General features: G+C 66.3%; 11 protein-coding genes, 3 rRNA genes and 1 pseudogene. 7 read left to right on the forward strand and 8 right to left on the reverse strand.

From position 1 onward, the window contains the following. Window positions 1–45: 45 nt before the first annotated feature. The 3 genes from rrf to FHX46_RS25270 all read right to left on the reverse strand — a co-directional run bounded on the left by rrf (window position 46) and on the right by FHX46_RS25270 (window position 5,166). Window positions 46–162, reverse strand: a 5S ribosomal RNA gene (gene rrf, locus FHX46_RS25260). Window positions 163–239: 77 nt separating this feature from the next. Then, window positions 240–3,358 (reverse strand): 23S ribosomal RNA (locus FHX46_RS25265). 286 nt (window positions 3,359–3,644) lie between these two features. Continuing rightward, window positions 3,645–5,166, reverse strand: a 16S ribosomal RNA gene (locus FHX46_RS25270). Together the 16S, 23S and 5S rRNA genes form the textbook arrangement of a ribosomal RNA operon. Window positions 5,167–5,619: 453 nt before the next feature. On the opposite strand from FHX46_RS25270, the gene FHX46_RS25275 reads away from it, so the two are divergent. Next, window positions 5,620–6,072, forward strand: coding sequence for a flavodoxin family protein (locus tag FHX46_RS25275; RefSeq protein ID WP_167119811.1), 453 nt, complete (start codon window positions 5,620–5,622; stop codon window positions 6,070–6,072). A 64-nt stretch (window positions 6,073–6,136) separates the two neighbouring features. Further along, entirely contained in the window at window positions 6,137–6,526 is a 390-nt protein-coding gene (locus tag FHX46_RS25280; RefSeq protein WP_167121668.1) for a hypothetical protein, read from the forward strand. A gap of 24 nt (window positions 6,527–6,550) precedes the next feature. Here FHX46_RS25280 and FHX46_RS25285 read toward each other — a convergent pair. Together FHX46_RS25285 and FHX46_RS25290 are read right to left on the reverse strand one after the other, a co-directional pair. Next, a pseudogene (locus tag FHX46_RS25285) lies at window positions 6,551–7,530 on the reverse strand (aldo/keto reductase). After that, window positions 7,527–7,922 carry a MerR family transcriptional regulator gene (locus FHX46_RS25290; protein WP_167119813.1) on the reverse strand — a complete coding sequence of 132 codons (396 nt, stop codon included), beginning with the start codon at window positions 7,920–7,922 and terminating at the stop codon, window positions 7,527–7,529. The pseudogene FHX46_RS25285 and the gene FHX46_RS25290 overlap by 4 nt, the downstream one beginning before the upstream one ends. Before the next feature lie 83 nt (window positions 7,923–8,005). Between FHX46_RS25290 and FHX46_RS25295 the strand changes: the two genes are divergently transcribed. Beyond that, the gene (locus FHX46_RS25295) at window positions 8,006–8,596 is read left to right on the forward strand and encodes a TetR/AcrR family transcriptional regulator (protein ID WP_167119815.1); all 591 of its coding nucleotides are present in this window, start codon (window positions 8,006–8,008) and stop codon (window positions 8,594–8,596) included. On the opposite strand, the gene FHX46_RS25300 is transcribed toward FHX46_RS25295, so the two are convergent. Together FHX46_RS25300 and upp are read right to left on the reverse strand one after the other, a co-directional pair. Continuing rightward, window positions 8,593–9,174: a class I SAM-dependent methyltransferase gene (locus tag FHX46_RS25300; protein WP_167119818.1), complete on the reverse strand. Its 582-nt coding sequence runs from the start codon at window positions 9,172–9,174 to the stop codon at window positions 8,593–8,595. The two genes, FHX46_RS25295 and FHX46_RS25300, sit on opposite strands and share 4 nt — an antisense overlap. Then, window positions 9,175–9,798 (reverse strand): uracil phosphoribosyltransferase, encoded by a 624-nt coding sequence (gene upp, locus FHX46_RS25305; RefSeq protein WP_167119820.1) that lies wholly within the window; start codon window positions 9,796–9,798, stop codon window positions 9,175–9,177. 105 nt (window positions 9,799–9,903) lie between these two features. Here upp and FHX46_RS25310 point away from each other — a divergent pair, with 105 nt between their 5' ends. The 4 genes from FHX46_RS25310 (at window position 9,904) to FHX46_RS25325 (ending at window position 13,802) form a co-directional block, all read left to right on the forward strand. Beyond that, window positions 9,904–10,494, forward strand: coding sequence for a DUF1707 SHOCT-like domain-containing protein (locus FHX46_RS25310; RefSeq protein WP_167121669.1), 591 nt, complete (start codon window positions 9,904–9,906; stop codon window positions 10,492–10,494). A 62-nt stretch (window positions 10,495–10,556) separates the two neighbouring features. Further along, window positions 10,557–11,510, forward strand: a complete 954-nt coding sequence (gene deoC / locus FHX46_RS25315) for a deoxyribose-phosphate aldolase (RefSeq protein ID WP_167119823.1) — start codon at window positions 10,557–10,559, stop codon at window positions 11,508–11,510. Further along, the gene (locus tag FHX46_RS25320; protein WP_167119826.1) at window positions 11,510–12,943 is read left to right on the forward strand and encodes an aldehyde dehydrogenase family protein; all 1,434 of its coding nucleotides are present in this window, start codon (window positions 11,510–11,512) and stop codon (window positions 12,941–12,943) included. Before deoC ends, FHX46_RS25320 begins: the two co-directional genes overlap by 1 nt. Beyond that, complete coding sequence (locus tag FHX46_RS25325; RefSeq protein WP_167119829.1) at window positions 12,936–13,802, forward strand: aldehyde dehydrogenase family protein; 867 nt, start codon at window positions 12,936–12,938, stop codon at window positions 13,800–13,802. Before FHX46_RS25320 ends, FHX46_RS25325 begins: the two co-directional genes overlap by 8 nt. Here the strand turns inward: FHX46_RS25325 and FHX46_RS25330 are convergent. After that, window positions 13,799–14,428 carry a GNAT family N-acetyltransferase gene (locus FHX46_RS25330; protein WP_167119832.1) on the reverse strand — a complete coding sequence of 210 codons (630 nt, stop codon included), beginning with the start codon at window positions 14,426–14,428 and terminating at the stop codon, window positions 13,799–13,801. The genes FHX46_RS25325 and FHX46_RS25330 overlap by 4 nt on opposite strands. Between the last annotated feature and the right edge of the window lie 64 nt (window positions 14,429–14,492).

The following is a 14,492-nucleotide window of genomic DNA, read 5'->3' on the forward strand; positions in this document are numbered from 1 at the left end:
GAGAACCGTGACAGTTCTCAACCGGGGCCTCGAGTATCAAGTTGTGTTCGGCGGTGTCCTACTCTCCCACACCCGCGGGGGTGCAGTACCATCGGCGCTGGCAGGCTTAGCTTCCGGGTTCGGAATGGGACCGGGCGTTTCCCTACCGCCATGACCACCGAAACTCTCCGAAACAACACCAGAGCGTTTCCAGTCCGGTGTGGTGTCTCAGAGTTGCAGAGCGGATGCGTAGCAGCTTTGTGGGCAAGTCCTCGGCCTATTAGTACCAGTCCACTCAAAAACACATTACTGTGCGTCCATGTCTGGCCTATCAACCCAATCGTCTCTTGGGGGCCTTAACCCACAAAGGGGTGGGAGACCTCATCTAGGAACAGGCTTCCCGCTTAGATGCCTTCAGCGGTTATCCCTTCCGAACGTAGCTAACCAGCCATGCCACTGGCGTGACAACTGGCATACCAGAGGTTCGTCCGTCCCGGTCCTCTCGTACTAGGGACAGCCTTCCTCAAGTCTCCTACGCGCGCGGCGGATAGGGACCGAACTGTCTCACGACGTTCTAAACCCAGCTCGCGTGCCGCTTTAATGGGCGAACAGCCCAACCCTTGGGACCTACTCCGGCCCCAGGATGCGACGAGCCGACATCGAGGTGCCAAACCATGCCGTCGATATGGACTCTTGGGCAAGATCAGCCTGTTATCCCCGGGGTACCTTTTATCCGTTGAGCGACATCCCTTCCACCAGGAGATGCCGGATCACTAGTCCCTGCTTTCGCACCTGCTCGACCCGTCAGTCTCACAGTCAAGCTCCCTTGTGCACTTACACTCAACACCTGATTGCCAACCAGGCTGAGGGAACCTTTGGGCGCCTCCGTTACCTTTTAGGAGGCAACCGCCCCAGTTAAACTACCCACCAGGCACTGTCCCTGAACCCGATCAGGGTCCTAGGTTAGATTCCCAATCCGACCAGAGTGGTATTTCAACAACGACTCCACCCGAACTAGCGTCCAAGCTTCACAGTCTCCCACCTATCCTACACAAGCCGAACCGAAAACCAATACCAAGCTATAGTAAAGGTCCCGGGGTCTTTCCGTCCTGCCGCGCGTAACGAGCATCTTTACTCGTAGTGCAATTTCACCGGGCCTGTGGTTGAGACAGCCGGAAAGTCGTTACGCCATTCGTGCAGGTCGGAACTTACCCGACAAGGAATTTCGCTACCTTAGGATGGTTATAGTTACCACCGCCGTTTACTGGCGCTTAAATTCTCAGCTTCGCCCCCCAAAGAGAGCTAACCGGTCCTCTTAACGTTCCAGCACCGGGCAGGCGTCAGTCCATATACCTCGTCTTACGACTTCGCATGGACCTGTGTTTTTAGTAAACAGTCGCTTTCCGCTGGTCTCTGCGGCCAACTCACCCTAGCCCGCACGGGGCTTCAAGTGCTTTGGCCCCCCTTCTCCCGAAGTTACGGGGGCATTTTGCCGAGTTCCTTAACCACAGTTCACCCGACCGCCTTAGTATTCTCTACCTGACCACCTGTGTCGGTTTGGGGTACGGGCCGCACATGTTCTCGCTAGAGGCTTTTCTCGGCAGCATAGGATCACCCTACTTCACCTCAACGGCTACGCATCACGTCTCAGGCTACACAAGCGGCGGATTTACCTACCACTCACCCTACACGCTTACACCAGTACAACCACTCACTGGCGGAGCTACCTTCCTGCGTCACCCCATCGCTTGACTACTACACACTCAGGTCCCGCGCGTCCCCGATCAACTCCGAAGAGCCTCACAGTTCAGGGCGGTTAGTATCATGCACCTCGTCATGGGCGAACATACGCGGGTACGGGAATATCAACCCGTTGTCCATCGACTACGCCTGTCGGCCTCGCCTTAGGTCCCGACTTACCCTGGGCAGATTAACTTGACCCAGGAACCCTTGGTCATCCGGCGGCAGAGGTTCTCACTCTGCATTCGCTACTCATGCCTGCATTCTCACTCCCACACCCTCCACCACTCGCTTCCACGGTGGCTTCCCTGGATGCAGGACGCTCCCCTACCCAACAACACCACTGCACAACACTCACAAAGAGCGAAGTGGATGTAAATGTGTCATTGACACGGCTTCGGCGGTGTACTTCAGCCCCGCTACATTATCGGCGCAGGACCACTTGACCAGTGAGCTATTACGCACTCTTTCAAGGATGGCTGCTTCTAAGCCAACCTCCTGGTTGTCTCGGCGACCCCACATCCTTTCCCACTAAGCACACACTTAGGGGCCTTAGCCGGTGTTCTGGGCTGTTTCCCTCTCGACGACGAAGCTTATCCCCCGCCGTCTCACTGCCGCACTCTCACGTGATGGTATTCGGAGTTTGGTTGACTTCGGTAACCCGGTAAGGCCCCTAGGCCATCCAGTAGCTCTACCCCCACCACGAAACATGCGACGCTGCACCTAAATGCATTTCGGGGAGAACCAGCTATCACGGAGTTTGATTGGCCTTTCACCCCTACCCACAACTCATCCCCCAGGTTTTCAACCCTGGTGGGTTCGGCCCTCCACGAGGTCTTACCCTCGCTTCAGCCTGGCCATGGGTAGATCACTCCGCTTCGGGTCTAGACCACGCGACTCCACGCCCTATTCAGACTCGCTTTCGCTACGGCTACCCCACACGGGTTAACCTCGCCACGCAGCACTAACTCGCAGGCTCATTCTTCAAAAGGCACGCCATCACAAACACAAGTTCGCTCTGACGGCTTGTAGGCACACGGTTTCAGGTACTCTTTCACTCCCCTCCCGGGGTACTTTTCATCTTTCCCTCACGGTACTCGTCCGCTATCGGTCACCAGGAAGTATTTAGGCTTACCGAGTGGTCCCGGCAGATTCACAGCAAATTCCACGAGCTCGCTGCTACTCGGGAACACCAACACACCACACCAACACAGCTTTCGCGTACGGGACTCTCACCCACTCCGGTCCACCATCCCAGGCGGTTCCACTAGCCATGCAGCACGATGCCAGAAGTGTCAGCTCCTGGAAGTCAGGTCCCACAACCCCGCACACACAACCCCTGACAGGTATCACATGCGCACGGTTTAGCCTCCTCCGCTTTCGCTCGCCACTACTCACGGAATCACTAAGTGTTTTCTCTTCCTACGGGTACTGAGATGTTTCACTTCCCCGCGTTCCCTCCACGCACCCTATATATTCAGATGCGGGTAACACCTCATAACAGGTGCTGGGTTTCCCCATTCGGACACCCTCGGATCACAGCTCGGTTGACAGCTCCCCGAGGCTTATCGCAGCCTCCCACGTCCTTCATCGGCTCCTGATGCCAAGACATCCACCATGTGCCCTTAACAACTTGACCACAAAGATGCTCGCATCCACTCTGCAATTCTCAAACACCACACCCAGAAACAACACACGTGTTGCCTCAGGACCCAACAGCGTACCCATGAGCACCCACCGATCCGGCCAGCCATGCCGTTCCACACTCCCCGAAAGAAGCAGTACTAAACCATCACCACACCATCACGATGAGCATCAGCCAGCCGTCCACAATTCCTCGAGCGTCTGAGCAGGACCACACGCGGGCCCTAGACTCAGCCACCCCACCCACCGAAACCGGTGAGCGGATGTGTTGTGCTCCTTAGAAAGGAGGTGATCCAGCCGCACCTTCCGGTACGGCTACCTTGTTACGACTTCGTCCCAATCGCCAGTCCCACCTTCGACCACTCCCTCCCACAAGGGGTTGGGCCATGGGCTTCGGGTGTTACCGACTTTCATGACGTGACGGGCGGTGTGTACAAGGCCCGGGAACGTATTCACCGCAGCGTTGCTGATCTGCGATTACTAGCGACTCCGACTTCACGCAGTCGAGTTGCAGACTGCGATCCGAACTGAGACCGGCTTTAAGGGATTCGCTCCACCTCACGGTATCGCAGCCCTCTGTACCAGCCATTGTAGCATGTGTGAAGCCCTGGACATAAGGGGCATGATGACTTGACGTCATCCCCACCTTCCTCCGAGTTGACCCCGGCAGTCTCCCGCGAGTCCCCGCCATTACGCGCTGGCAACACAGGACAAGGGTTGCGCTCGTTGCGGGACTTAACCCAACATCTCACGACACGAGCTGACGACAGCCATGCACCACCTGCACACCGGCCACAAGGGGGCCGACATCTCTGCCGGTTTCCAGTGCATGTCAAGCCCAGGTAAGGTTCTTCGCGTTGCATCGAATTAATCCACATGCTCCGCCGCTTGTGCGGGCCCCCGTCAATTCCTTTGAGTTTTAGCCTTGCGGCCGTACTCCCCAGGCGGGGCGCTTAATGCGTTAGCTACGGCACGGACAACGTGGAAGTCACCCACACCTAGCGCCCAACGTTTACAGCGTGGACTACCAGGGTATCTAATCCTGTTCGCTCCCCACGCTTTCGCTCCTCAGCGTCAGTATCGGCCCAGAGACCCGCCTTCGCCACCGGTGTTCCTCCTGATATCTGCGCATTTCACCGCTACACCAGGAATTCCAGTCTCCCCTACCGAACTCAAGCCTGCCCGTATCCACTGCAGGTCCGGAGTTAAGCCCCGGATTTTCACAGCAGACGCAACAAGCCGCCTACGAGCTCTTTACGCCCAATAATTCCGGACAACGCTTGCACCCTACGTATTACCGCGGCTGCTGGCACGTAGTTAGCCGGTGCTTCTTCTCCAGGTACCGTCACTTACGCTTCGTCCCTGGCGAAAGAGGTTTACAACCCGAAGGCCGTCATCCCTCACGCGGCGTCGCTGCATCAGGCTTCCGCCCATTGTGCAATATTCCCCACTGCTGCCTCCCGTAGGAGTCTGGGCCGTGTCTCAGTCCCAGTGTGGCCGGACACCCTCTCAGGCCGGCTACCCGTCGTCGCCTTGGTAGGCCATCACCCCACCAACAAGCTGATAGGCCGCGGGCCCATCCCGTACCGCCGAAACTTTCCACCCACCACCATGCGGTGCCAGGTCGTATCCGGTATTAGACCCCGTTTCCAGGGCTTATCCCAAAGTACAGGGCAGGTTACCCACGTGTTACTCACCCGTTCGCCACTCATCCACCCAGCAAGCTGGGCTTCAGCGTTCGACTTGCATGTGTTAAGCACGCCGCCAGCGTTCGTCCTGAGCCAGGATCAAACTCTCCAACAATGCTAGAAAATCGATCCGGCTATAATTCATAGCCTCAAAGGAACCCACAAAGGGTTCTAGCTAATCAAACTGGCTTTAGCTCATCAATACACTGTTGAGTTCTCAAACAACACGTCTTGTCGTGTCACCCGACCAAACCCGAAGCACAAAGCCCTACGACTTCGAACTCACTGTGGTTTCGTCCAGCGGCGGCCACCCACTCTACCACCCGAGGTGGGAGCTTGGTTCGTGACCCCCCGCCCGGTTTCCCGTTCCCTTGGGGCTTTTCTTCCCCGCCGGCCCGGTCTCCCTGGCGACGAAGAGAAGATTACATGCCCGGAAATGGGGCCCGCACAGGGGGGTCCCATAACGGTAAATGCGCTGATCAACCGCCTGCCGAGGACGCGGCACCGTCGGTACGCGGAACCTCCGAGCGGTTGCACCGGCGCGCCGACCGCGGCACGCTCCTCAGGCGTGCCCACGTTGCTGCTCGTGCACCACACGCCCTCGCCGAACGTGCAAGCCATGTTCGAAGCCGTCGTCTCCGGCGCGACGACCGACGAGATCGAGGGGGTGACCGTCGTCCGGCGGGCGGCGCTCGCGGCCACCGCGACCGACGTTCTCGAAGCCGACGGCTACCTGCTCGGGACCACGGCGAACCTCGGCTACATGGCGGGCGCGCTCAAGCACTTCTTCGACCAGGTCTACTACCCGTGCCTGGACTCGACGCGCGGTCGGCCGTTCGGGTGTTACGTGCACGGCGGCAGTGACGTCTCCGGGACGGTCCGGGGCATCGAGTCGATCACCACGGGGCTGGGCTGGGTGAAGGCGGCGGAGTTCGTCACCGTGACCGGTGCACCGTCGAAGGCCGACCTCGAGAAGTGCTGGGAGCTGGGTGCGACGGTCGCGGCCGGCCTGATGGAATAACAGGGTTACGTAACGGTGTTACGATCCTCGTAGGTCTCCTCGAAAGGAACTCGCGATGATCGTCCTGTCCGGTCCCACCCAGCTGTTCACCGTGATCGCGCTCGTCTCGCTGCCGACCGTGATGTTCGGCGGGTACTCGCTGCTCGCCCTGCTCCGCAAACGCACGCTCACCGCGGAGCAGCGTGCCTACTTCCGCGCCGGCCACGCGCATGCGGGGGTGCTGCTCGTGCTGGCGCTGGTCACCCTGCAGCTGGTCGCCGCCGGGGGGCTCGGTGCCACCGGGCAGTGGATCGTGTCCGTCCTGCTGCTGATCGGGATCCTCGGCCAGTCGGGCGGGTTGTTCCTGCACCTGCTGCCCGGCCGGAAGGCGCTCGCGCACGGGGTGACGGTCGGCGGCGCGGTGCTGCTCGCCGCGGCGATGATCACCACCGCCGTCGGCGTGGCGGTGGCCTGAGCGGGACGCCCAGGCCACCGGACCTCACCTGCCGACGGTGCGGGCCAGGGCCGCCGGGTAGCGCTCCCCCGCCACGGCGTCCGCCGGGACCGCCGCCTCGATCCGCTCGACGTCCTCGCCGGACAGTTCGAGTGTCGCGGCGGCGACGTTCTCCTCCAGGTACCGGCGGCGCTTCGTCCCGGGGATCGGCACCACGTCGGGACCCTGGTGCTGCACCCAGGCGAGCGCCAGCTGCCCGGCGGTCACGCCCTTCTCCTCCGCCAGCTTCCGCAACGCCTCGACGATGCGCAGGTTCCGGTCGAGGTTGCCCTCGGCGAACCGCGGCAGGTTGCGGCGCATGTCGTCGGCGGGCAGCTCGTCCGCCTTGGTGATGCGCCGGTCAGGAAGCCGCGCCCGAGCGGCGAGAACGGCACGATCCCGATGCCCAGCTCGCGGCAGGCCGGCACCACCTCGTCCTCGATCCCCCGGGTCCACAGGCTCCATTCACTCTGCAGCGCGGTCACCGGGTGGACGGCGTGCGCCCGGCGGATCGTGTCCGCGGACGCCTCCGAAATGCCGAGGTAGCGGACCTTGCCCTGGGCGACCAGCTCGGACAGCGCACCCCACGTCTCCTCGACCGGCACGTCCGGATCGACCCGGTGCTGGTAGTAGAGGTCGATGTGGTCCACGTTCAGGCGGCGCAGCGAACGCTCGGCGCACTGGCGCACGTAGGCCGCGTCCCCGCGCACCTGCTGCCCGTCATCGTCGCGGCGGATGCCGAACTTGGTGGCGAGCACGACCCGGTCGCGCCGGCCGGCGATCGCGCGGCCGACCAGCTCCTCGTTCGCGCCGTCGCCGTAGACGTCGGCCGTGTCCAGCAGGCTCACGCCCAGCTCCAGGGCGCGGTGGATGGTGGCGATCGACTCCGCCTCGTTGTCGCGCACGCCGTACGCCTGGCTCATCCCCATGCAGCCCAGGCCCTGCGCGCCGACCTCCAGCCCGCCCAGCTTCCTCGTGCCGATCACGCGGAGATCTCCTCCCGGACGGCACCGGGGATGCGGGCGCAGATCCGGTCGTAGTTGTCGATCTTGTAGTCGAGGACGTCCAGGCACGCCTGGAGCTCCGCGATGCGCCCGGCGACCGAGTGGCGCTGCTCGACGAGGATCGCGCGGCGGCGGGCCACCCCCGCGTCACCGGCCTGCCGCAGCTGCGCGTACTCCCGCATCATTCTGATCGGCATGCCGGTCGTGCGGAGCTTGGTGAGGAACTCCAGCCACGCGAGGTCGTCGTCGGAGTAGACCCGCCTGCCCGCCGCGTCCCGGGCCGGCGGCGCGACGAGCTTGATGCGCTCGTAGTAGCGGAGGGTGTCGATCGACAGCCCGCTGCGACGTGCGGCTTCCGCTATCGAGTAGCTCATGAGGCGACAGTACGACCTGGAGTGCGCTCCAGGTCAAATCCGGACCCGCGGGATCGGTAACAGCGTTGCGATAACCTGGGAGCATGCCGAGACCCCGCACACACGACGAAGCGCTCCGGCTGAAACTGCTCGACCGCGCCGGTGAACTCCTGTCCCGGGACGGGCCCGCGGCGCTCAGCCTGCGCCGGCTCGCCGCCGACGCAGGCACCTCGACCACCGCGGTGTACTCGCTGTTCGGCGGCAAACCGGAGCTGGTCAACGCGGTCTACCTGGAGGGGTTCCGGCGGTTCGGGGCACGGCTGCGCGGGGTCGAGCGGACCGGCGACCCGGTCGAGGACTTCGTGCGGCTCGGGCTGGCCTACCGGACGAGCGCGCTGGCCGATCCGCACCTGTACTCGATCATGTTCACCAAAGCGGTCCCCGGTTTCGAACCCGCCGCCGAGGCCACCCAGGTCGCCCGGGACTCGCTGGCGCCGCTGGTGGACACCGTCCGCGCGGCGATCACCGCCGGGGCGTTCAAACCGGTGGCCCCCGAGGTGATCGCGGTCAGCGCATGGGGCATCGTGCACGGGCTGGTCTCCCTGGAGCTGGCCGGCAACCTGCCGCCGGACTTCGACGTGGCCGCCTCGTACGAAGCGGCGCTGCGGGCGCACGCGGCCGGGTGGCGCGCCTAGGGTTTCCGCCAGGTCAGGGAGTACCGGCGGAGCACGTGCCAGCGGTAGCGCACGCCGGGCAGGAGACGCTGCGCCGCCTCCCGCACCTCCCGGTAGGTCATCCGCGGCGTGGCAACGGGCATGTTCTCCGGCCCGCTCGCGCGGCGCAGGACCTTGACGATCCGCACGACCGGCGCAGCCGCGATCCGCGCGATCCACTCGCCCACGGTCCCTTCCCGGGCCAGTCCGACCACCACCAGCGTGCCGCCCGGCCGCAGCAGCTCCCGCATGCGGGTCAGCGCCGCCTCGAAATCCATGTGGTGGATGGCGGACACCGAGCAGATGAAGTCGTAGCCGGCAGGAAGATCGGTGGCGAGGAAGTCACCCACGACGAACGTGAGATCACCCTCGCCGAGCTGACGGGCACGGGCGACCATCTCCGGCGAGCTGTCGATCCCGGTGACCCGCGCCGCCCGCCCGGTCAGCTTCCGCGCGAGCAGCCCGTCCCCGCAACCGACGTCCAGCGCGTCACCGCATCCGGCGGGCACGGCGCGAAGGATGTCACCGTGGCGGGCGACGTTGGTGTTCCAATAGGACACCTACCGGGCCCCGTACTGCCGGTCCCCCGCGTCCCCGAGGCCCGGGACGATGAACCCCGAGTCGTTGAGGCGCTCGTCGACGCTCGCGGTGACCACCCGTACCGGCAGGCCGGAATCCGCCAGGTGCTTCAGACCCTCCGGCGCGGCGAGCGCGCAGATCGCGGTGACGTCGGTGGCGCCGCGGCCGCTCAGCAGCCGGATCGTGTACTCCATGGAACCGCCCGTGGCGAGCATCGGGTCGAGCACCAGCACCGGGCAATCGGACAGGTCTTCCGGCAGCGATTCCATGTACGGCGTCGGCTGCAGGGTCTCCTCGTCGCGTGCCAGGCCGACGAACCCCATGCGGGCCTCGGGAATCAGCTTGTGCGCCTGGTCGGCCATCCCCAGCCCCGCCCGCAGCACGGGCACCAGCAACGGCGGGTTCGCCAGCCGGAACGCGTCGGTCCGGGCGACCGGCGTGTGGATGCGCTCGGTGCGCACCGGCGCCTCGCGGGTGGCTTCGTAGATCAGCATGACGGTCAGCTCGTGCAGGGCCGCCCGGAAGGCCGCGCTGTCCGTGCGCGCGTCACGCATGGTCGACAGCCTGGCCTTGGCCAGCGGATGATCGACGACATGCACGTCCATGACGCGTCACGGTAGTCGATCGACTCGGCGAAACGGCCCCTGTACCGGGACCGAGCCCGGTAAGCTCGCGCGGTGGAACAACCTGCCAGTCCCGAGCACCCGCCGATGCGGGCCTCCGACGCGGACCGGGAACGGGTCGCGCAAATCCTGCACGCCGCGCTCGCCGAGGGCCGGATCACCGTGCAGGAGCTCGAAGAACGGCTCGACACCGTGTACGCCGCGAAGACCCTCGCCGAGCTCGGACCGCCCGTCGCGGACCTGCCCGGCGTCTCCGCCGGTGCCGTGCAGCCCGCCACGCCCCGGACGCCCGCCCTGGACGACCGGATCGGCGGCGTGCCCGGCTCGAAGATGTCCGTCGCCATCATGTCCGGCGCCGACCGCAAGGGTGCCTGGACCGTGCCGGCCGAGCACAACAGCTTCGCGTTCTGGGGCGGCGTCGAACTCGACCTGCGCGCCGCCCGTTTCGCCGAACGGCACAGCACCATCACCGCGGTCGCCATCATGGGCGGCATCGACATCGTGGTTCCCGACGACGTCATCGTCGATGTCAACGGCATCGGCTTCATGGGCGCGTTCGAGAGCCAGGACCGGGCGGGCGCCTCCACCCAGCCCCCGCCGCCGGGCGCGCCGGTGGTCAAGGTCACCGGGCTGGCGTTCTGGGGCGCGGTGACGGTGATCCGGAAGCCGCGCCGGTAGCGGGGTGCACGGTCTTCCACGGTCTCCACGCAGCGGTGCGGTCCGGTACTAGCCTCTACGAGGTGAGCGCACCCACTCTGCCGGCCGCTCTCGCCGACGCCACCCGCGACGACGCGAGCCTCCGGCGCTTCCTGCACGGGCTGCCCGGTGTGGACCAGGTCGGGGTCGAGGCCCGGGCCGCCGCGCTGGCCACCCGCAGCATCAAGAAGGCCAGCAAGCTCTGGGCCATCGACACCGCGATCTCGATGGTCGACCTGACCACCCTCGAGGGCGCCGACACGCACGGCAAGGTCCGCGCGCTGACCGCGAAGGCCCGGCGTCCCGACCCGGACCGCCCGGACACGCCGCAGGTCGCCGCGGTGTGCGTGTACCCCGACCTGGTCGCGGCGGCCGTCGAAGGGCTCAAGGGCACCGGCATCGGCATCGCGAGCGTCGCGACCGCCTTTCCGTCCGGCCGCTCGTCCCGCCAGGTGAAGCTGGCCGACGTGGCGCTGGCCGTGGAGTCCGGCGCGACCGAGGTCGACATGGTGATCGACCGCGGCGCCTTCCTCGAAGGGCGCTACGGCGCGGTGTTCGAGGAGATCCAGGCCGTCAAGGCCGCCTGCGGGGACGCGCACCTGAAGGTCATCCTGGAGACCGGCGAGCTGGTCACCTACGACAACGTGCGCCGCGCGTCCTGGCTGGCCCTGCTGGCCGGGGGCGACTTCATCAAGACCTCCACCGGCAAGGTCTCCCCTGCCGCGACGCTGCCGGTCACGCACGTGATGCTGCAGGCCGTGCGTGACTGGTTCACCGCAACCGGTGAGCTGCGTGGCGTCAAACCGGCCGGGGGCATCCGCACCACCAAGGACGCGATCAAGTACCTGGTGGCCGTGCACGAGGTCGCCGGTGAGCAGTGGCTCACCCCGGAGCTGTTCCGCTTCGGCGCGTCCAGCCTGCTCAACGACCTGCTGCTGCAGCGGCGCACCCAGCACGACGGCCACTACAGCGGCCCCGACCACGTGGCGGTGGACTGATGCCCGCGTTCGAGTACGCACCCGCGCCCGAGTCGCGCGACCTGGCCAACCTGAAGCCGAGCTACCGGCCGTTCATCGACGGCGAGTTCGTCGACGGCGGCGGCGAACCGCTCAAGACCGTCAACCCGGCCACCGAGGAGGTGCTCGCCGAAGTCAGCACCGCGAGCGCCGCGGACATCGACACGGCGGTGAAGGCGGCCCGCAAGGCGTTCGAGAAGACGTGGGGCCCGATGCCGGGCAGCGAGCGCGCCAAGTACCTGTTCCGCATCGCGCGGCTGATCCAGGAACGGTCGCGGGAGCTGGCCGTGCTGGAGACGCTGGACAACGGCAAACCGATCAGGGAATCCCGCGACTCGGACCTGCCGCTGGTCGCCGCCCACTTCTTCTACCACGCGGGCTGGGCCGACAAGCTCGGCTACGCCGGGTTCGGGCCGGATCCGAAACCGCTGGGCGTGGCCGGGCAGATCATCCCGTGGAACTTCCCGCTGCTGATGCTGGCGTGGAAGATCGCGCCCGCCCTGGCCACCGGCAACACGGTCGTGCTCAAGCCGGCCGAGACGACCCCGCTGACCGCGCTGGTGTTCGGCGAGATCTGCCAGCAGGCCGGGCTGCCGCCGGGGGTGGTGAACATCCTGCCCGGCGCGGGGGAAACCGGCGCGCGGCTGGTCGAGCACCCGGGCGTGGACAAGATCGCCTTCACCGGCTCGACCGAGGTCGGCAAGCTGATCCAGCGCCAGGTCGCGGGCACCCCGAAGCGGCTCACGCTGGAGCTCGGCGGCAAGGCCGCGAACGTGGTCTTCGACGACGCCCCGCTGGACCAGGCGGTCGACGGCATCGTCAACGGCATCTTCTTCAACCAGGGCCACGTGTGCTGCGCCGGTTCCCGGCTGCTGGCGCAGGAGTCCGTGGTGGACGAGCTGCTGGACAAGCTGCGGTACCGGATCTCCACGCTGCGGCTGGGTGATCCGCTGGACAAGAACACCGACGTCGGCGCCATCAACTCGGCCGAACAGCTGGGCAAGATCCGGGCGCTGGCCGACTCCGGGGAGGCCGAGGGCGCGCAGCGGTGGACCAGCCCGTGCCCGGTGCCCGACCGCGGGTTCTTCTTCGCCCCCACCGTGTTCTCCGGGGTGCACCAGTCGATGCGGATCGCGCGCGAGGAGATCTTCGGCCCGGTGCTGTCCGTGCTCACGTTCCGCACGCCCGACGAGGCCGTCGCGAAGGCCAACAACACGCCCTACGGTCTGTCCGCCGGCATCTGGACCGAAAAGGGGTCGCGGATCCTGTGGATGGCCAGCCGGCTGCGGGCCGGCGTGGTCTGGGCCAACACGTTCAACCGCTTCGACCCGGCCGCGCCGTTCGGCGGCTACCAGGAGTCGGGCTTCGGCCGCGAAGGTGGCCGCACGGGTCTGGAGGGATACCTGGATGTCTGAGCGGGTCACCGTCGCGAAGACGTACAAGCTGTTCATCGGCGGCAAGTTCCCGCGCTCGGAGTCCGGCCGGGTGTACCCGGTGACCGACCGCAAGGGACAGTTCCTCGCCAACGCCGCCCACGCCTCGCGCAAGGACGTGCGGGACGCGGTGGTCGCCGCGCGCAAGGCCTTCGGTGGCTGGTCCGGCGCGACGGCCTACAACCGCGGCCAGGTGCTGTACCGGGTCGCGGAGGTGCTGGAGGGCCGCCGCGACCAGTTCGTGGCCGAGGTCGGCGCGGCCGAGGGACTGCCGGCGCGGCGCGCGGAAACCGTGGTGGACGCGGCGATCGACCGCTGGGTCTGGTACGCGGGCTGGACGGACAAGGTGGCGAGCGTCCTCGGCGCCGCGAACCCGGTCGCCGGGCCGTACTTCTCGTTCACGGTGCCGGAACCGGCCGGCGTGGCGGCCATCCTCGCGCCGCAGGAGTCGTCACTGCTCGGGCTGGTGAGCGTGCTCGCCCCGGCGCTGGCGGCCGGCTGCACCGCGGTCGTGGTGAGCAGCGCGGACCGGCCGCTGCCGGCCGTCACGCTCTCGGAGGTGCTGGCGACGTCCGACCTGCCGGGCGGGGTGGCGAACATCCTCACCGGCCGGGCGGGTGAGCTGGGGCCGTGGCTGGCCTCGCACGGTGATGTCAACACCCTCGACCCGACGGGCGCCGATCCGGAGATCCGTGCGGAACTGGCCCGCGCGGCAGCGGGCACGGTCAAGCGCGTGCTCGCGGTGCCGGCCGCGGAACCGGACTGGACGCAGCCGCCGGACATCGCGCGGCTGCGCCGCTACCTCGAGGCGAAGACCGTCTGGCACCCGATGGGGGTCTAGCGGTCCCGGTGCCGCCCGCGGGGCCGCCAGTGGCGGCCCCGCGGCCGTTCAGCCGGGAAGTCGGGGTGGATCTCGGCGAACTCGGTGTCCGCGATGCCCATCAGCACCAGGTACTTGACGCCGTCGCGGGACAGTTCGGTGTCGCGCACCCGGCCTTCCTCGCGGAAACCGAGCCGGGCGTGCAGCGACAGCGACGCGACGTTGCCGCCGTAGATGCTGACCTGGCACTTCCGGTAGCCCTGCACGCCGAACATGAACCGCAGCAGGGTGATCACCGCGTCCCCGGCGTAACCGCAGCGGCGGTGCCGCGGCCCGATCCCGATGCCGTAGCTGAACCGGTCGGGCACGTCCGCCTCGGTCGCCGACAGGGAGCCGACGACCAGGCCACCACGCAGGGTTTCGATCGCGAAGTGGAAGTCGGCCTCGGCGCGGTGAGCGGCCCAGTGCCGGTACTCGCCGACCCGGCGGGTCTCGGCCGCGTCCCGGTCGAACCCGGCCAGGGTGCGCCGGTCGGCGAGCGTGACCTCACGCAACCGCACCTTCCGCCCGGCCATGCCGTCAGCCACCGACGAGCAGTCGCGCGCCGGGCCGAGACGGGGCGGGGGCATCACCATCGCGAGCACCATACCGGTACCCGAAACCGGATTTGGAGGTCCGGAACGGTGATCCGCCGCCGGCTCCTGCCGGTCG

The organism is Amycolatopsis viridis, assembly GCF_011758765.1.
Lineage (GTDB): Bacteria > Actinomycetota > Actinomycetes > Mycobacteriales > Pseudonocardiaceae > Amycolatopsis_E > Amycolatopsis_E viridis.